General features: G+C 60.1%; 15 protein-coding genes. 12 read left to right on the top strand and 3 right to left on the bottom strand.

Annotation, left to right across the window (positions count from 1 at the left end; translation table 11 throughout):
- Nucleotides 1-26: 26 nt before the first annotated feature.
- The gene (locus L8K08_RS29615) at nucleotides 27-1,001 is read left to right on the top strand and encodes an alpha/beta hydrolase family protein (RefSeq protein ID WP_242201930.1); all 975 of its coding nucleotides are present in this window, start codon (nucleotides 27-29) and stop codon (nucleotides 999-1,001) included.
- A 56-nt stretch (nucleotides 1,002-1,057) separates the two neighbouring features.
- Here L8K08_RS29615 and L8K08_RS29610 read toward each other — a convergent pair whose 3' ends face one another.
- From L8K08_RS29610 to L8K08_RS29600, 3 genes are read right to left on the bottom strand one after another with little or no spacing between them, the layout of a single operon-like run.
- Nucleotides 1,058-1,825, bottom strand: coding sequence for a TerB family tellurite resistance protein (locus L8K08_RS29610; RefSeq protein WP_242201929.1), 768 nt, complete (start codon nucleotides 1,823-1,825; stop codon nucleotides 1,058-1,060).
- A 1-nt stretch (nucleotide 1,826) separates the two neighbouring features.
- Nucleotides 1,827-2,501, bottom strand: coding sequence for an N-acetylmuramate alpha-1-phosphate uridylyltransferase MurU (murU, locus tag L8K08_RS29605; RefSeq protein WP_242201928.1), 675 nt, complete (start codon nucleotides 2,499-2,501; stop codon nucleotides 1,827-1,829).
- Nucleotides 2,498-3,523, bottom strand: coding sequence for a phosphotransferase (locus L8K08_RS29600; RefSeq protein ID WP_242201927.1), 1,026 nt, complete (start codon nucleotides 3,521-3,523; stop codon nucleotides 2,498-2,500). Before L8K08_RS29600 ends, murU begins: the two co-directional genes overlap by 4 nt.
- 130 nt (nucleotides 3,524-3,653) lie before the next feature.
- Here L8K08_RS29600 and L8K08_RS29595 point away from each other — a divergent pair, with 130 nt between their 5' ends.
- From L8K08_RS29595 to L8K08_RS29545, 11 genes are all read left to right on the top strand, one after another.
- Nucleotides 3,654-6,464 carry an LPS-assembly protein LptD gene (locus L8K08_RS29595; RefSeq protein WP_242201926.1) on the top strand — a complete coding sequence of 937 codons (2,811 nt, stop codon included), beginning with the start codon at nucleotides 3,654-3,656 and terminating at the stop codon, nucleotides 6,462-6,464.
- Nucleotides 6,439-7,779 carry a peptidylprolyl isomerase gene (locus L8K08_RS29590; RefSeq protein WP_119737679.1) on the top strand — a complete coding sequence of 447 codons (1,341 nt, stop codon included), beginning with the start codon at nucleotides 6,439-6,441 and terminating at the stop codon, nucleotides 7,777-7,779. The genes L8K08_RS29595 and L8K08_RS29590 overlap by 26 nt, the downstream gene beginning before the upstream one ends.
- Nucleotides 7,776-8,765: a 4-hydroxythreonine-4-phosphate dehydrogenase PdxA gene (pdxA, locus tag L8K08_RS29585; RefSeq protein ID WP_242201925.1), complete on the top strand. Its 990-nt coding sequence runs from the start codon at nucleotides 7,776-7,778 to the stop codon at nucleotides 8,763-8,765. Before L8K08_RS29590 ends, pdxA begins: the two co-directional genes overlap by 4 nt.
- Nucleotides 8,762-9,574 (top strand): 16S rRNA (adenine(1518)-N(6)/adenine(1519)-N(6))-dimethyltransferase RsmA, encoded by an 813-nt coding sequence (rsmA, locus tag L8K08_RS29580; protein ID WP_197626593.1) that lies wholly within the window; start codon nucleotides 8,762-8,764, stop codon nucleotides 9,572-9,574. The genes pdxA and rsmA overlap by 4 nt, the downstream gene beginning before the upstream one ends.
- Before the next feature lie 231 nt (nucleotides 9,575-9,805).
- The gene (gene apaG / locus L8K08_RS29575) at nucleotides 9,806-10,186 is read left to right on the top strand and encodes a Co2+/Mg2+ efflux protein ApaG (RefSeq protein WP_106575521.1); all 381 of its coding nucleotides are present in this window, start codon (nucleotides 9,806-9,808) and stop codon (nucleotides 10,184-10,186) included.
- Nucleotides 10,186-11,034, top strand: coding sequence for a symmetrical bis(5'-nucleosyl)-tetraphosphatase (locus L8K08_RS29570; RefSeq protein ID WP_145157460.1), 849 nt, complete (start codon nucleotides 10,186-10,188; stop codon nucleotides 11,032-11,034). Before apaG ends, L8K08_RS29570 begins: the two co-directional genes overlap by 1 nt.
- 9 nt (nucleotides 11,035-11,043) lie before the next feature.
- The gene (gene glpE / locus L8K08_RS29565; protein WP_106575523.1) at nucleotides 11,044-11,373 is read left to right on the top strand and encodes a thiosulfate sulfurtransferase GlpE; all 330 of its coding nucleotides are present in this window, start codon (nucleotides 11,044-11,046) and stop codon (nucleotides 11,371-11,373) included.
- A 285-nt stretch (nucleotides 11,374-11,658) separates the two neighbouring features.
- On the top strand, nucleotides 11,659-13,581 hold the full coding sequence (locus L8K08_RS29560; RefSeq protein ID WP_003194732.1) for a PrkA family serine protein kinase: 1,923 nt from the start codon (nucleotides 11,659-11,661) through the stop codon (nucleotides 13,579-13,581).
- A gap of 113 nt (nucleotides 13,582-13,694) precedes the next feature.
- Nucleotides 13,695-14,966: a YeaH/YhbH family protein gene (locus tag L8K08_RS29555; protein ID WP_106575524.1), complete on the top strand. Its 1,272-nt coding sequence runs from the start codon at nucleotides 13,695-13,697 to the stop codon at nucleotides 14,964-14,966.
- Complete coding sequence (locus L8K08_RS29550) at nucleotides 14,963-16,528, top strand: SpoVR family protein (protein WP_106575525.1); 1,566 nt, start codon at nucleotides 14,963-14,965, stop codon at nucleotides 16,526-16,528. Before L8K08_RS29555 ends, L8K08_RS29550 begins: the two co-directional genes overlap by 4 nt.
- 63 nt (nucleotides 16,529-16,591) lie before the next feature.
- Nucleotides 16,592-17,819: multifunctional CCA addition/repair protein (locus tag L8K08_RS29545; RefSeq protein ID WP_242201924.1), on the top strand; the 1,228-nt coding region annotated here is incomplete at its 3' end.

Here is a 17,819-nt window from a genome sequence, read left to right as displayed (position 1 = left end):
GAATCACTTCTGGCCGGGAATTAACGATGCCCTTTATCCACCGTTCGGCACTGCCAGCATTGTGCCTGTCGCTGCTATTTACCAGCGCCTTTTCTGTTCAGGCCGCCGACGCGCCTGCACCCGCCGCCGAAAAACCGGTTGAACGCCAACCCCTGCCCGAGCGCAGCCAGGAAGAAGCCAGCGCCCTGGAACGTCAAGTGCCGCAACAGGAACAGCAACAATTGCAGGCCGGCAGCGATTCATTCCTGGCCCTGTGGAAGCCGGCCAACAGCGCCGAGCCCGAAGGCGTGGTGATTATCGTGCCGGGCGCCGGGGAAAGCGCCGACTGGCCGCAAGCAATCGCACCGTTGCGGCGCAAATTACCCGACGCCAACTGGGGCACGCTGAGCCTGTCACTGCCGGACGTGAACGTCGACACCTTGCCGCCGCGCGTCCTGGAATCGCCCAAGGCCGCCGTCGATACCAGCAGCAAAGACGGCAGCACCGCGGCCAAACCCATCGAACAAGCCGCCAGCGCCGAAGCCGAAGGCACTGATCCTGCGGTAGTGCCGGGCGCCGATGAACAAGACAAGACCGACGCCAAACGCATCTTCGACCGTATCGATGCCGCCGTTGCCTTTGCCCAGACCCAGAGCGCGCGCAGCGTGGTACTGCTTGGCCATGGCACGGGCGCCTGGTGGGCGGCGCGTTACCTGAGCGAGAAACAACCGGCCCAGGTGCAAAAGTTGGTGATGGTGGCAGGCAAGACGCCGGCGGCCAGGCAGCCAGACCTGCAACAACTGGCCCCGGCGCTGAAGGTGCCGACGGCGGATGTTTTCTATCAGGACGACGCCCAGGCGCGCAAAAACGCACTGGCACGCGTCCAGGCCGCCAAGCGCGGGAAGAATGACGGCTATAAACAGGTGTCACTCAAGACCTTGCCCGGCAACAGTTCGGCTGAGCAGGAGCAGTTGTATCGGCGGATCCGCGGGTGGTTGAGCCCGCAGGCCGTTGCTGAGTAACCTTGATCTGATAACCCAACCAACTGTGGGAGTTGGCAACTCAGGATTTGTGCTGGCTAGCGAAAATCCCGGCGCTCGCGAATCAACGCATAGGCGTTATGCAGCTCACGGGTTCGCTCGGTCGCTTCGCGCACCTGGGCGGCGCTGGCGCCAGTGCCGGCAATCTTGTCCGGGTGGTGGCGACTGAGCAGGCGGCGATAGGCGCGTTTGATCACACTCGGCTCGCTGGTGGACGTGACCCCCAAAATTCGCATCGCGTCCTGATAAGCGCCCGCGCGATTGGCCAACGGCTTGCGCTCCTGCACGTAGTCGGCAGCCAGCGCCTGCAACTGTTGCGGCGTCCAGCCGAGCCATTTGCCCCACAGGTCGATCAAGTCGCGCTCGGCGTTATCCGCCTTGCCGTCCGCCCAGGCCATGCGCCAACAGGCGCGCAGTAAACCCTCTGCTGCATGGGGCTGGGCCTTGAGCACGCGCAGGTAATTGCGCACCCGGTCGGAACCGGACTTGCCCCGATTGAACGCGCTGATCGCCCGGCGCTGGGCCGACTCGGTCATGTCCAGCGCACGCATCTCCTGGCGCGCCTGCTGGATATGCCCATCCACCACGCGGCCATTGCTCTTGGCCAGGCGCCCCAACAGCACGAACAGCAGTTCGTCATTGCGCAACGCCGGGCGCCCGCCCAGCCGCTCGCGCAGTTGCGCCCAACTGTGCAGCTGAAGGCGGCGATCCAGCGCCTGCCCCAGCAATGCCCCCAACAAGGCCCCCGGAATACTGGCAATGGCAAAGCCAGCCCCGGCACCGATCAGTGTCCCTGGCCACAACATCTTATTGCCCCGCAGTCAGCAAGGTTTCAACCTGCGCCAGACGCTCCAGCGTGCCGACATCAATCCAGCGTCCCGTCATGTGTTCCCCCGTTACCAGACCTTTGACCATGGCCGCCCGCAGCAGCGGCGCCAGCTTGAAGGCACCGGCACTGCAACCCGCGAACAATTGAGGGTCGAGCACTGAAATGCCACTGAAGGTCAGGTTATCGGCACCGGGCGCCGCATCATGAAGCAACCCTTGATCCAGGTAGAAATCGCCGCCGGTGGGGTGATGCGCCGGGTTATCCACCATCACCAGATGCGCCAGGCCCTGTAGTGGCCGGCGCAATTGGGTGAAGTCGTAGTCGGTCCAGATATCGCCATTGACCACCAGGAAGGGCTCGTCCCCCAGCAACGGCAATGCCTGGAAAATCCCGCCGCCGGTTTCCAGCGGCTCGCCTTCGGCCGAATACTGGATGCGCAGGCCAAACTGCGCACCATCGCCCAGGTAGCTTTCGATCTGCTGGCCGAGCCAGGCATGGTTGATCACGATTTCGCTGAAGCCGGCCTTGGCCAGCGCCTCAAGGTGATACTCGATCAGCCGCTTGCCGCCCGCCTGCACCAGGGGTTTGGGCGTGTGCAAGGTCAGTGGGCGCATGCGCTCACCCTTGCCGGCCGCCAGGATCATGGCTTTCATACGCTCGCCTCGACAGGTTGGCGCAGGCTGGCGAGCAGTTCGCCCAACTCGGCCAGCTCAGGACGGTCTGCCAGCACCGCTTCTATATAAGCAAAGAAGCGCGGCACGTCCGCCAGGTAGCGTGGCTTGCCGTCGCGATGGCAGATACGCGCGAAAATACCGATCACCTTGAGGTGACGCTGCACGCCCATCAAGTCACTGGCACGCTGGAATTCTTCGAAATCGGCCTGCACGGGAATGCCCAGTTGCCCGGCACGTTCCCAATAGCCCCGTTGCCACGCGCGTACGCGCGCTTTCGGCCAACTGAGGAAGGCATCCTTGAACAGGCACGTGATGTCGTAGGTGACCGGGCCGTAGACGGCGTCCTGGAAATCCAGCACACCGGGGTTCGGTTCGCTGATCATCAGGTTGCGCGGCATATAGTCGCGATGCACCAGCACTTTAGGCTGGGCCAGGGCGCTGTCGATCAAATGATCGCTGACGCGCTGCCACAAGGCCTGTTGCTGGGTATCCAACTCGATACCCAAGTGCCGGCGAACGTACCATTCCGGAAACAGTTCCAGCTCTCGGCGCAACAAGGCGACGTCATAGCTGGGCAGCGGCGCGTCCATCGGCAATTGCTGAAAAGCCAGCAACGCGTCGATGGCATCGGTGAACAATTGATCGGCGTTTTGCTCGTCAATCACGTCCAGATAGGTTTTTTTGCCCAGGTCATTGAGCAAAAGAAAGCCGCGCGGCAAATCTTCTGCATAAATTTTTGGCACATTTATTCCTGATTTCGCCAGCAAATCAGCGATATCGACGAAAGGTTTGCAGTTTTCCTGGGGGGGTGGCGCGTCCATAACGACGAAACTTTGCCCACCGCCTTCCCACCGGAAGTAACGCCTGAAACTCGCGTCGCTGCTGGCCGCGGTCAATGTGGCCGGGGGTACGGCCCCCCAGTCCTGAGCGTTGAAAAGGATCGGCAACTGCTCATCCAGCCAGACTTTCAGCTGTTGTAAACGTAGATCTTGCTCGGGCATTACAAGGGTCTCCGACGGCGCTAGCCGTCAAGCGGGTCATGCTTTATTATCACGCATCTTTTTCAGACCATCGAGAGGCGTGCGGCCCACACCGCGGGCAGATGGCACGCAGGAAGCCCGGACTAATAAGATGGCATTGAAATCCCCCGCGTTTCGTAGAAAATTTCCGTTGCTGGTAACCGGCAGTCTGCTGGCCATGCAACCTTTCGCCACCTCATTCGTGGTCGCCGCGGAACAGTATGACTGCTCAGTCTCTGCTTCGGGTGCCTGGGATTGCGCGCCAAAAACCGCCGCAGCCCCGTTGCCACCACGCCCGGTGCATGACGGCGCAGCCGTCAGCTCGGCCGGCAGCACGGCGCAAGCCAATGCTGGCGGAAGCGCCGAGGCCGAACCGAAGACCGCTCTGGTCACCGAAGCCAAGGGCCGTGGCCTGCGTTCGCGCAGCGCCGACTACAGCCACCTGGACTGGGTGCCTCGCGAGAAGCTGACCGCAGCCCAACTGGCTGAAACCGGTCCTTATTGCTCCGGCGCGTACATCGAACCGGTTCGTCCTGGTATGAACGACAAGACGAACAAGAGCGATGCGCCGACCTTCATCGGCGCCAAGGCCTCGCGTTACGAGCAGGAACAACAGGTCGCGACCCTGGCCGGTGACGTCGTCATGCGTCAGGGCAGCATGCAGCTGGAGGCTCAGGAAGCCAGCCTGTATCAGGCCGAAAACCGTGGCGAGCTGAACGGCGACGTGCGTCTGCGCGACAACGGCGCCCTGATCGTGGGCGACCATGCCCAGGTCCAGCTCGACACCGGCGCCGCCCAGATCGACAACGCCGAATACGTGCTGCACAAGTCGCGTATCCGCGGTAACGCGCTGTACGCCAAGCGTGCCGAGAACGCGATCATCCGTCTCAAGGACGGTACGTACACCACCTGCGAGCCGGACAGCAACGCCTGGCAGCTCAAAGGCAACAACATCACGTTGAACCCGGCCACCGGTTTCGGTACGGCGACGAACGCGACGTTGCGGGTCAAGAACATCCCGATCCTGTACACACCGTATATCTACTTCCCGATCGACGACCGTCGTCAATCCGGCTTCCTGCCGCCGAGCTTCAGCACCGGCAGCGAAACCGGCTTTACCCTGGTTACGCCGTACTACTTCAACCTGGCACCGAACTACGACGCCACGTTGTACCCGCAGTACATGACCAAGCGCGGCATGATGGTGGAAGGCGAATTCCGCTACCTCACCAAGTCCAGCGAAGGTCAGTTCGGCGGCGCGTACCTGAATGACGACAGCGACGAGCGTAAAGGTCAGAGCGACTACGAAAAAGACCGTTACATGGTCAACTGGCAGCACAAGGGCGGTCTGGATTCACGTGTAGCGACGCAGGTCGACTACACCAACATCAGCGACCCTTACTTCTTCCAGGATCTGAAGACCTACCAAGAAGGCGTTCAGCCGCGAGACTACGTCAACCAGCAGGGTTCCGTGGCTTATCGCGGCGACGATTTCCAGGCGCGCCTGAACCTTCAGGCCTACCAGCTGGCGACGATCTCTCAGATCACCCCGTATAACCGGTTGCCGCAGATCACCTTCAACGGGTCTCTGCCGTACCACCCGGCCGGGCTGAACTTTACCTACGAGACTGAAGCTGTTCGATTCGAACGCAGCCTCGATAGCGGAAACTTTACCGACGAGAACGGCTTCGTCTCGCCACGTCTGGATACCTACGTCACCGGCCTGACCCGTGCAAACGGTACTCGTCTGAACGTTGCGCCGGCTGTTGAATACCCGATGAACTGGACCTACGGCTTTATTACGCCGAAGCTCAAGTATGTCTACACCAAGTACGATCTTGACCTTGATAGCACGGGCAAGAACGACATCGCTATTGCGCAAGCAAACTCAACTGCGGCGAGCCCTTATGCAGGCGGCGTCTTCAAAAGCTCACAAGACCGTGCAATCCCGATTGCCAGTATCGACAGCGGCCTGTACTTCGACCGCAACACGAACTGGTTCGGCAAAGACTATCGCCAGACCCTGGAACCACGTGCCTACTATCTCTATGTGCCTAACAAGGACCAGAGCGATATTCCGGTATTTGACACCAGTGAATACTCGTTCAGCTACGCCTCGCTGTTTCGCGATAACCGCTTCAGCGGCTCCGACCGGATCGGCGACGAGAACAAGCTGTCGCTGGGCTTAACCAGTCGCTGGATCGAAGACAACGGTTTCGAGCGTCAGCGCGTGTCCGTGGGCCAGGCGGTGTACTTCAAGGATCGCCAGGTTCAACTTCCAGGCATCCTTGCGTCCGACCGTGCAGATGCACAGTCTGACGTTTCCCCTATTGCCCTGGAATACGAATACCGCTACAACCGCGACTGGCGCGCAACCGCCGACTACAACTGGGATACCGAGGAGCACAGCGCTCGTTCCGGCAGCGCGATGCTTCACTATCAGCCAGAAGACAACCCGAACAAGATCATCAACGTCGGTTACCGCTACCGCAACGACCAAGTGGTCTACAACCAACTGACCGGCAAATGGCAGTTTGGTGGCGATTACGGCCAGCCAGGCGATCAGAACTTCATCAAGGATTACTACAAAATCCAGCAACACGATTTCTCGATGATGTGGCCGATCATTCCTCAGTGGAACCTGATCACCCGTTGGCAGTATGACTATGCACGCAACCGTACCCTGGAAGCCTTTGGTGGTTTCGAGTACGACAACTGCTGCTGGAAACTGCGCGTCATCAACCGTTACTGGGTTTCCAACGACGAATACAGCCAGATCGCCCCGCTGAACGAAAAGGGTGACCACGGGCTCTTCTTCCAGATCGTCCTTAAAGGACTCGGCGGCCTGACCGGCGCCAAGGTAGAGAGCTTCCTCGACAAAGGCATTCAAGGTTATCGTGAACGTGAAGATCAAGCTTTCTGATTGTCTGCGCCCACTCGTGCTGGGCGCACTGTTCCTGGGGACCGCTTCGGCACACGCTGCGGTCCAACCGCTGGACAAGGTTGTGGCCATCGTCGATAACGACGTGATCATGCAGAGCCAACTCGACCAACGGGTCAAGGAAGTTCAGCAAACCATCGCCAAGCGTGGCGGCGGCGTACCGCCTACCAGCGTGCTGGACCCGCAGGTTCTGGAGCGCCTGATTGTCGAAAACCTGCAACTGCAGATCGGCGATCGTTCCGGCATCCGTATTTCGGACGAAGAGCTGAACCAGGCGGTCGGTACTATCGCTCAACGCAACAACATGAGCGTTGACCAATTCCGCGCGGCGCTGGCTCACGACGGTTTGTCCTATGAGGACGCCCGTGACCAGATCCGCCGTGAAATGATCATCAGCCGTGTGCGTCAGCGCCGTGTGGCCGAGCGGGTGCAGGTGTCCGAGCAGGAAGTGAAAAACTTCCTGGCATCGGACTTGGGCAAGATGCAGCTCTCCGAAGAACTGCACCTGGCCAACATCCTGATCCCGACGCCAGACAGCGCCAACGCCGAACAGCTCAATGCTGCCGCCGCAAAAACCCAGGCTGTTTATGACCGCCTGAAAGCCGGTGCTGACTTTGCCCAGACGGCAATTGCCGTGTCCGGCAGTGACAACGCTCTGGACGGTGGTGACATGGGCTGGCGTAAAGCTGCTCAACTGCCACCTCCGTTCGACCGTGAGCTGAGTGCGATGAACGTGGGTGACATTACCCAGCCAGCACGTACGCCAGGCGGCTTTATCATCCTCAAGTTGCTCGGCAAGCGCGGCGGCGAGACCTCGCTGAAAGACGAAGTTCATGTTCGTCACATCCTGGTCAAACCAAGCGAAATCCGCACCGAAGCGCAAACCAAGGAACTGGCCCAGAAGATCTATGACCGCATCGAAGGCGGTGAAGACTTCGCCACATTGGCCAAGAGCTTCTCGGAAGACCCGGGTTCGGCCCTCAACGGTGGCGACCTGAACTGGATCGACCCGAAAGCGCTGGTGCCTGAGTTCCAGGACGTGATGGCCAAGACCCCGCAAGGCGTTCTGTCCAAGCCGTTCAAGACCCAATATGGCTGGCATGTACTGGAAGTCCTTGGCCGTCGCGCCACTGACAACACCACGCAGGCCCGCGAGCAGCAAGCACTGACCGTGTTGCGTAACCGCAAATACGATGAAGAGCTGCAAACCTGGTTGCGTCAGATCCGTGACGAAGCCTACGTGGAAAACAAGCTGCCAGGCGCCGAGCAAACAGGCACCGACCAGGCAGCACAGTGAAACCCCAGCGTTTCGCGGTAACACCCGGCGAGCCGGCCGGCATTGGTCCTGACCTGTGCCTGCTGCTCGCCTCGCACTCTCAGCCACACCCCCTGATTGCCATTACCAGCCGCGACCTGCTCCTTGAGCGGGCCGCGCAACTGGGTGTGGCCGTCAATCTGCTGGACGTGTCGCCGGGCAACTGGCCCGACCTGCCGGCACCTGCGGGCAGCCTGTACGTTTGGGACACGCCGCTTGCAGCCAAGGTGGTTGCCGGGCAACTGAACAAGGCCAATGCGGCCTTTGTACTGGAAACCCTGACGCGCGCCGGTCAAGGCTGCATCGACGGCGACTTCGCCGGCATGATCACCGCGCCGGTACACAAAGGCGTGATCAACGAATCCGGTATCGCCTTTTCCGGCCACACCGAATTCCTCGCCGAGCTGACCCATACCGCTCAAGTGGTGATGATGCTGGCCACACGCGGCCTGCGCGTTGCACTGGTGACGACGCATTTGCCGTTGCGTGATATCGCCGATGCGATCACCGCCGAGCGCCTGGAGCGCGTCACGCGCATCCTGCACGCCGACCTGCAACAGAAATTCGGCATTGCCCAACCGCGCATCCTGGTCTGCGGGCTCAACCCGCACGCCGGTGAAGGCGGCCATTTGGGCCATGAAGAAATCGACATCATCGAACCGACATTAGAGCGTCTGCGCCAAGAAGGCATGGACCTGCGTGGCCCGCTGCCTGCAGACACTCTGTTTACCCCCAAGTATCTGGAGCACTGCGACGCAGTGCTGGCGATGTACCATGACCAGGGGCTGCCCGTGCTGAAATACAAAGGCTTCGGCGCCGCAGTCAACGTGACACTGGGCCTGCCGATCATCCGTACCTCCGTCGACCATGGCACTGCCCTGGACCTGGCGGGCAGCGGCAAGATCGATACCGGCAGCCTGCACGTGGCCCTGGAAACCGCCTATCAGATGGCCGAGACCCGTATATGACTGAGCATTACCAACACCGGGCGCGCAAGCGCTTCGGGCAAAACTTCCTGCACGACGCTGGCGTAATCGACCGCATCCTGCGCTCCATCCACGCCAAGCCGGAAGACCGCCTGCTGGAAATCGGCCCGGGCCAGGGCGCCTTGACCCAAGGCCTGTTGGCCAGTGGCGGGCAACTGGACGTGGTGGAGCTGGACAAGGACTTGATCCCGATCCTCAACCAGCAGTTTGCTGACAAACCCAATTTCAATCTGCACCAGGGCGACGCGCTGAAGTTCGACTTCAACAGCCTTAATGCCGCGCCCAACAGCCTGCGGGTAGTGGGCAACCTGCCGTACAACATCTCCACGCCGCTGATTTTTCACCTGCTGAACAACGCAGGGATCATCCGCGACATGCACTTCATGCTGCAAAAAGAAGTGGTTGAGCGTTTGGCGGCCGGCCCTGGCGGTGGTGATTGGGGCCGTCTGTCGATCATGGTTCAGTACCATTGCCGCGTTGAGCACCTGTTCAATGTCGGCCCTGGCGCGTTCAACCCGCCGCCGAAGGTCGACTCGGCCATTGTGCGCCTGGTACCTCACGCCGTGCTGCCGCACCCGGCCAAGGATCACAAACTGCTGGAGCGCGTCGTGCGCGAAGCGTTCAACCAACGCCGCAAGACCCTGCGCAACACGCTCAAGGCACTGCTCAGCAACGCCGAAATCGAAGCCGCCGGCGTCGATGGCAGCCTGCGCCCCGAGCAACTGGACCTGGCCGCGTTTGTGCGCCTGGCTGATCAGCTTGCGATCCAGCCTGCGCCGACCGCGGAATAAGCTGTAACTCGATACAAATGTGGGAGCGGGCTTGCCCGCGATGGCGGTGCATCAGTTACACATTCAGTGACTGACACTGCGCATTCGCGGGCAAGCCCGCTCCCACATTTGCTCAGCGTTATACCGATAACGCTTGCCGGCTGCCCGACACATGTCTGGCCTAGTGCCCTCCTCATGGCCTAGACTGATCCGCACCTGCTGTCCTCCGCTTTTGCTTTTAAGGCCTCTTGCATGTCCGATCCTCGCTACCAGATCGACGTCAGCGTCGTCACCCGCTTCCTGGCGGACCAATCGCAACCCGAACACAACCGTTTCGCCTTTGCCTACACCATCACGGTGAAGAACAACGGGCAGGTGCCGGCCAAGCTGCTGTCGCGCCATTGGGTGATCACCGACGGTGACGGCCAGGTCGAGGAAGTGCGCGGCGCCGGCGTGGTTGGCCAGCAGCCGTTGATCGACATTGGCGCCAGCCATACGTATAGCAGTGGCACGGTGATGACCTCCAAAGTCGGCACCATGCAGGGCACTTATCAGATGAAAGCCACTGACGGCAAACTGTTCGACGCTGTCATCGCGCCCTTCCGCCTCGCCGTGCCGGGAGCCCTGCACTGATGACGACGTACGCGGTCGGCGACCTGCAAGGCTGCCTGGAACCCCTCAAGTGCCTGCTGGAGCGAGTTGCGTTCAACCCGGCGAGCGACCGCCTGTGGTTGGTGGGTGACCTGGTCAATCGCGGGCCCGAATCCCTGCAAACCCTGCGCTACTTATATAGCCTGCGTGATTCCCTGGTATGCGTACTGGGCAACCACGACCTGCACCTGCTGGCGGCCGGCAATAACATCGAGCGTTTGAAAAAGGGCGACACGCTGCGCGAGATCCTCGAAGCGCCGGATCGCACCGAGCTGCTGGAGTGGCTGCGTCGGCAAAAGCTTATGCATTACGACGAAGGCCGCAACATGGCTTTGGTTCATGCGGGTATCCCGCCCCAGTGGACGGTGAAAAAAGCCCTTAAGTGCGCCGCCGAAGTCGAGAGCGCCCTGACCGATGACAACCTTTACACCGCCTTTCTCGACGGCATGTACGGCAATGAGCCGGTCAAGTGGGACAACGACCTTACCGGCGTGGCCCGCCTGCGCGTGATCACCAACTACTTCACCCGCATGCGCTTCTGCACCGCCGAAGGCAAGCTGGACCTCAAGAGCAAGGAAGGCGCCGACACCGCCCTGCCCGGCTACAAACCCTGGTTCGCCCACAAGGAGCGCAAGACCCGTGACACGAAGATCATCTTCGGCCACTGGGCGGCCCTTGAAGGCAAATGTGATGAACCCGGCGTGTTCGCCCTCGACACCGGCTGCGTGTGGGGCGGCGCCATGACCCTGATGAACATCGACACCGGCGAGCGCCTGAGCTGCCAGTGCGAATCCCCCCTTTCTGTGACACAGCCGGCCGCCAAGCCATAGGAGCCCGCCATGAGCGAATTCAAACGTATCCCTCCCGAACAAGCCCAGGCGCTGCGCGAGCAAGGCGCGGTGGTGGTCGACATCCGCGATCAGCCGACGTATGCCGCCGCGCATATCAGCGGTGCGCAACATTTGGATAACACCAACATTGCCGACTTCATCCGTGCCGCCGACCTCGACGCGCCGGTGATCGTCGCCTGTTACCACGGCAACTCCAGCCAGAGCGCGGCCGCCTACCTGATCAGCCAGGGCTTCTCTGACGTGTATAGCCTGGACGGCGGCTTTGAGCTGTGGCGTGCGACCTATCCTGCAGAAATTGCCTCAGGCGATTCGCAATAATTTTTTTCACACCCCGCTACCCCGCGTGACGCTTGGGCTCGCGCCGTTTCTGACGAACGGCGCAGCCAAACTAATTACGTATCCCGCCTTGACCTCCCGGATTCCGAACTATCCTTAAGCGCAGGCCATCCGAATCAGGGGAGAGCCGGTACACCGGCGTGCGGGTCAACGGTAGCGTTTCAGGGTGTTTGGGGGGAAAACGGCCATTGGTTGATCACCAATGACTGCCAGCATCGACTGATTGACCCGGCGTCGGCTCCACGTATCGAGCGAGGTGACGACGTCATGAGTATCTTTAGCCACTTCCAACAACGCTTCGCGTCCACACAGCAGGAAGAACTCACGCTGCAAGAGTATCTCGAGCTGTGCAAACAGGACCGCAGTACCTACGCGTCTGCCGCCGAACGTCTGCTATTGGCGATTGGTGAGCCGGAGCTGGTGGAAACCGCGAATAATTCGCGCCTGTCGCGAATATTTTCCAACAAGGTGATCCGCCGCTATCCGGCCTTTGAAGACTTCCACGGCATGGAAGAATGCATCGACCAGATCGTCTCCTACTTCCGCCACGCCGCCCAAGGCCTGGAAGAGAAGAAACAAATCCTCTACCTGCTCGGCCCCGTCGGCGGCGGTAAATCGTCTCTGGCTGAAAAGCTCAAACAGCTGATCGAGAAGGTGCCCTTCTACGCGATCAAGGGCTCGCCGGTGTTCGAGTCGCCTTTGGGCCTGTTCAACGCCACGGAAGATGGCGCGATCCTCGAAGAAGACTTCGGCATTCCACGGCGCTACCTCAACACCATCATGTCGCCCTGGGCCACCAAGCGCCTGGCCGAGTTTGGCGGTGATATCAGCCAGTTCCGCGTGGTGAAACTCTACCCGTCGATCCTCAACCAGATCGGCGTGGCAAAAACCGAACCGGGCGATGAGAACAACCAGGACATCTCGGCGCTGGTGGGTAAGGTCGATATCCGCAAACTCGAGGAATTCCCGCAGAACGACGCCGACGCCTACAGCTACTCGGGCGCGCTGTGCCGGGCCAACCAGGGCCTGATGGAATTCGTGGAGATGTTCAAAGCGCCGATCAAGGTGCTGCACCCACTGCTGACCGCCACCCAGGAAGGCAACTACAACAGTACCGAAGGCCTGGGCGCGATTCCGTTCACCGGGATCCTGCTGGCCCACTCCAACGAGTCGGAATGGCACACCTTCCGCAACAACAAGAACAACGAAGCCTTCATCGACCGGATCTACATCGTCAAGGTGCCCTACTGCCTGCGCGTCAGCGATGAGATCAAGATCTACGACAAGCTGTTGTTCAACAGCTCGCTGGCCAAGGCGCATTGCGCGCCCGATACCTTGAAGATGCTCGCCCAGTTCACCGTGCTGTCGCGCCTCAAGGAACCCGAGAACTCGAATATCTACTCGAAGATGCGTGTCTACGACGGCGAAAACCTCAAGGACACCGATCCCAAGGCCAAGTCGATCCAGGAATACCGCGACACCGCGGGCGTGGATGAAGGCATGAACGGCCTTTCCACTCGTTTCGCGTTCAAGATCCTGTCCAAGGTCTTCAACTTCGACCCGCACGAAATCGCCGCCAACCCGGTGCACCTGCTGTATGTGCTGGAACAGCAGATCGAACAGGAACAGTTCCAGGCTGAAACCCGCGAGCGCTACCTGCGCTTCCTCAAGGAATACCTGGCGCCTCGCTACATCGAGTTCATCGGCAAGGAAATCCAGACCGCTTACCTGGAGTCCTACAGCGAGTACGGCCAGAACATCTTCGACCGTTACGTGCTGTATGCGGACTTCTGGATTCAGGACCAGGAATACCGCGATCCGGAAACCGGCGAAATCCTCAACCGTGTGGCCCTCAACGAGGAGCTGGAGAAGATCGAAAAACCCGCCGGCATCAGCAATCCGAAGGATTTCCGCAACGAAATCGTCAACTTCGTGCTGCGCGCCCGCGCCAACAACAACGGCAAGAACCCAACCTGGCTCAGCTACGAGAAGCTGCGGGTGGTCATCGAGAAGAAAATGTTCTCGAACACCGAGGATCTGCTGCCGGTCATCAGCTTCAACGCCAAGGCCAGCAAGGAGGACCAGCAAAAACACAACGACTTCGTCACTCGAATGGTCGAGCGTGGCTACACCGACAAACAGGTACGGCTGCTCTCCGAGTGGTACCTGCGGGTTCGTAAATCACAGTAAGGCAGCGACGGGCGTGTACTGCCGGGCCTTTGGCCTGGCAGCTGACCGCTTGTCTCTAAGCTTCCAGCTCGCGGCTTGAAGCTTGTAACGTGAAGCTGCCCGGAGGGCTCCCCATGAGCTATGTGATCGACCGACGCCTCAATGGCAAGAACAAGAGCACGGTAAACCGCCAGCGTTTCCTGCGGCGTTACCGTGACCACATCAAAAAGGCCGTTGAAGAGGCCGTCAGCCGCCGCTCCATCACCGACATGGAGCATGGCGAGCAAATCAGTATTCCTGGACGCGACATTGACGAACCGGTGCTGCACCACGGTCGCGGCGGCAAACAGACCGTCGTGCACCCGGGCAACAAGGAGTTCACCACCGGCGAACATATCCAGCGCCCCCAAGGTGGCGGCGGCGGTAAAGGCCCAGGTAAAGCGGGCAACTCCGGCGAAGGCATGGACGAGTTTGTGTTCCAGATCACCCAGGAGGAATTCCTGGAGTTCATGTTCGAAGACCTGGAGCTGCCCAATCTGGTCAAACGCAACCTGACCGGCACCGACACCTTCAAGACCGTTCGCGCCGGCATCAGCAACGAAGGCAACCCATCCAGGATCAACATCATCCGCACGCTACGCTCGGCCCACGCTCGGCGTATCGCGCTGTCAGGCAGCAGCCGCGCCAAATTGAAACAGGCGAAGGAAGAGTTGGCGCGCTTAAAACGCGAAGAGCCAGACAACTTCGGCGATATCCAGGCAATCGAGGCCGAAATCGAGAAGCTCAGTGCGCGGATTCACCGCGTGCCGTTTCTCGACACCTTCGACTTGAAATACAACCTGCTGGTCAAACAACCCAACCCCAGCTCCAAGGCCGTGATGTTTTGCCTGATGGACGTGTCCGGCTCGATGACCCAGGCGACCAAAGACATCGCCAAGCGCTTTTTCATCCTGCTGTATCTGTTTCTGAAGCGGAACTACGACAAGATCGACGTGGTGTTCATCCGCCATCACACCAGCGCCCGGGAAGTCGACGAAGAGGAGTTTTTCTACTCGCGGGAGACCGGCGGCACCATCGTATCCAGTGCGTTGAAACTGATGCAGGAGATCATGGCCGAGCGTTACCCGGCCAATGAATGGAATATCTACGCAGCTCAGGCGTCCGACGGCGACAACTGGAACGACGACTCGCCGATCTGCCGCGATATCCTGATCAACCAGATCATGCCGTTTGTGCAGTACTACACGTACGTCGAAATTACCCCCCGTGAGCACCAGGCCCTGTGGTTCGAATATGAGCGTATCGGTGAAGCCTTTGCCGACACTTTCGCCCAACAGCAACTGGTCTCGGCCGGCGATATCTACCCGGTCTTCCGTGAACTCTTCCAGCGCAGGTTAGTGACATGACCGCCAAAAAAGAGCATAAGCGCCAACCCATTTCCACCGGCTCCGAGTGGACCTTTGAACTGATCCAGGCCTATGACCGGGAAATCAGCCGCATCGCGGCAGGTTATGCCCTGGACACCTACCCCAACCAGATCGAAGTGATCACCGCCGAACAGATGATGGATGCCTACGCCTCGGTCGGCATGCCGTTGGGTTATCACCATTGGTCCTATGGCAAACACTTCCTGAGTACGGAGAAGTCCTACACACGCGGCCAGATGGGCCTGGCCTACGAGATCGTCATCAACTCCGACCCGTGCATCGCCTACCTGATGGAAGAAAACACCATCTGCATGCAGGCGTTGGTGGTCGCCCACGCGTGCTACGGGCACAACAGCTTTTTCAAGGGCAACTACCTGTTCCGCACCTGGACCGATGCCAGTTCGATCATCGATTACCTGGTGTTCGCCAAGCAGTACATCATGCAATGCGAGGAACGCCACGGCATCGACGCGGTTGAGGACCTGCTCGACTCCTGCCATGCGCTGATGAACTACGGCGTTGACCGCTACAAACGCCCGTACCCGATTTCCGCCGAGGAAGAGCGCCTGCGCCAGAAGGAGCGCGAGGAGCACCTGCAGAAGCAGATCAACGACCTGTGGCGCACCATTCCGAAGAAAACCGGGAAAAACAGCGATAAAGACAATGCACGCTTCCCCGCCGAACCTCAGGAAAACATCCTGTATTTCCTGGAAAAACACGCGCCACTGCTGGAGCCATGGCAGCGCGAAATCGTACGTATCGTGCGCAAGATCGCCCAGTATTTTTATCCACAGCGCCAAACCCAAGTGATGAACGAAGGCTGGGCGACGTTCTGGCACTACACCTTGATGAATGACCTGTACGACGAAGGCCTGGTCACCGACGGCTTTATGATGGAGTTCCTCACTTCCCATACCAGCGTGGTGTTCCAACCCGGCTTCGACAGCCCGTACTACAGCGGCATCAACCCCTACGCGCTGGGCTTTGCCATGTACCGCGACATCCGGCGCATGTGCGAACACCCCACCGAAGAGGATCGCCGCTGGTTCCCGGAAATCGCCGGCAGCGATTGGTTGTCGACCATCAAATTCGCCATGAGCAGCTTCAAGGACGAGAGCTTCATCCTGCAGTACCTTTCACCCCAGGTGATTCGCGACCTCAAACTGTTCAGCATCATGGATGACGACCTCAAGGACGACCTGCTGGTGCCGGCAATTCACGACGAGCCCGGCTACCGCACCATCCGCGAGACATTGGCGGCGCAATACAACCTGGGCAACCGCGAGCCTAACGTGCAGATCTACAGCATCGATGTGCGCGGCGACCGCTCGTTGACCCTGCGTCACCAGCAGCACGACCGCAAACCCTTGGGCGAATCCACTGAGGAAGTGCTCAAGCACCTGCATCGGTTGTGGGGCTTCGATATTCATCTGGAAACCCTGCAGGGCGACCAGGTGATGAAGACTCACCATGTGCCACCGCGCAGTGATCACAGCGACAACGACTACGGCCGCCTGGACCTCGCCGTCGTTCATCTCTGACACAGCAAAGCCTCCATTGGTCAGGCACAGGCGGTATCCTGTGCCGCTAATGGAGGCTTTTTCATGAAAATCTACACAGTTGGCGGCGCGGTGCGTGATCGTTTGCTCGGCATCGAGGTCACCGACATCGACCGCGTGGTCGTCGGCGCAACCACTGAAGAAATGCTCGCCAAGGGCTACAAGCCGGTGGGTGCTGACTTCCCGGTGTTCCTGGACCCTAAAAACGGCGACGAGTACGCCCTGGCCCGCACCGAGCGCAAGAGCGGCCGGGGTTATGGTGGCTTTGTGTTTCATGCCAGCCCCGAGGTCACGCTGGAAGAAGACCTGATGCGTCGCGACCTGACCATCAACGCGATGGCCGAGGACGGCGACGGCAACCTGACCGATCCTTACCACGGCCAGCGCGACCTGCAGGCGCGCATTCTGCGTCATGTTTCCCCGGCGTTCGCCGAAGATCCCTTGCGTGTACTGCGTGTTGCGCGCTTCGCCGCGCGTTATGCCTCCCTGGGTTTCACGGTAGCGCCCGAGACGCTCGGACTGATGCGCCAACTCAGTGAGTCCGGCGAGTTGGAAGCCCTGACGCCCGAGCGAAGCTGGAAGGAAATCTCCCGGGCCTTGATGGAAGATCAACCTCAGGTGTTCATCCAGGTGCTGCGCGACTGCCATGCGCTGAAAACCTTGATGCCGGAAGTGGACGCGCTGTTCGGCGTGCCGCAGCCGGAGGCCCATCACCCCGAGATCGACACCGGCCTGCACACCTTGAGCGTGCTGCAACAGGCCGCCCTGCACAAACAACCCCTCACCGTACGCTGGGCCTGCCTGCTGCATGACGTGGGCAAGGGAATGACGGCTGTGGATAAGTTGCCGCAGCATATTGCTCATGAAAAGACAGGCTTGACGCTGATCAAGGCGGTCAACGAACGCTTCAAGGTGTCAAGGGATTGCCAGGAGCTGGCGCTGCTGGTGGGCCAATATCACACCCATGGCCACCGCGCCCTGGAACTGAAAGCCTCGACATTGCTGGAGCTGCTGCAGAGTTTTGATGTGTATCGCCGGCCGCAGCGCTTTGAGGAATTTGTGGTGAGCTGTGAAATGGATGCACGCGGCCGCAAAGGCCTTGAGCAACGAAGTTATCCACAGGCGGATTATTTACGCGGCGCGGCCAAGGTTGCGCGCGAAGTAGCGGTGGCGCCGTTGCTGGAGAAAGGCTTCAAAGGCCCCGAGCTGGGCGAGGCGCTCAAGCGCGAGCGGCTCAAGGCGCTGAAAGCCTACAAGGAACACCACAACGCTT

The sequence above is a fragment of the Pseudomonas sp. TREG-RG-20F-10-E-6-01 genome (assembly GCF_022662455.1).
In the GTDB taxonomy this organism is placed as follows: domain Bacteria; phylum Pseudomonadota; class Gammaproteobacteria; order Pseudomonadales; family Pseudomonadaceae; genus Aquipseudomonas.
This window is presented reverse-complemented; position numbering and strand designations above follow the sequence as displayed.

Bases quoted from the DNA above. Each gene is read 5' to 3' on its own strand.
- L8K08_RS29550 (WP_106575525.1), top strand. From the start codon at position 14,963: ATGACCGCCAAAAAAGAGCATAAGCGCCAACCCATTTCCACCGGCTCC.
- L8K08_RS29610 (WP_242201929.1), bottom strand. From the start codon at position 1,825: ATGTTGTGGCCAGGGACACTGATCGGTGCCGGGGCTGGCTTTGCCATT.
- L8K08_RS29595 (WP_242201926.1), top strand. From the start codon at position 3,654: ATGGCATTGAAATCCCCCGCGTTTCGTAGAAAATTTCCGTTGCTGGTA.
- L8K08_RS29555 (WP_106575524.1), top strand. From the start codon at position 13,695: ATGAGCTATGTGATCGACCGACGCCTCAATGGCAAGAACAAGAGCACG.
- apaG (WP_106575521.1), top strand. From the start codon at position 9,806: ATGTCCGATCCTCGCTACCAGATCGACGTCAGCGTCGTCACCCGCTTC.
- L8K08_RS29615 (WP_242201930.1), top strand. From the start codon at position 27: ATGCCCTTTATCCACCGTTCGGCACTGCCAGCATTGTGCCTGTCGCTG.
- L8K08_RS29570 (WP_145157460.1), top strand. From the start codon at position 10,186: ATGACGACGTACGCGGTCGGCGACCTGCAAGGCTGCCTGGAACCCCTC.
- rsmA (WP_197626593.1), top strand. From the start codon at position 8,762: ATGACTGAGCATTACCAACACCGGGCGCGCAAGCGCTTCGGGCAAAAC.
- L8K08_RS29600 (WP_242201927.1), bottom strand. From the start codon at position 3,523: ATGCCCGAGCAAGATCTACGTTTACAACAGCTGAAAGTCTGGCTGGAT.
- glpE (WP_106575523.1), top strand. From the start codon at position 11,044: ATGAGCGAATTCAAACGTATCCCTCCCGAACAAGCCCAGGCGCTGCGC.
- L8K08_RS29560 (WP_003194732.1), top strand. From the start codon at position 11,659: ATGAGTATCTTTAGCCACTTCCAACAACGCTTCGCGTCCACACAGCAG.
- murU (WP_242201928.1), bottom strand. From the start codon at position 2,501: ATGAAAGCCATGATCCTGGCGGCCGGCAAGGGTGAGCGCATGCGCCCA.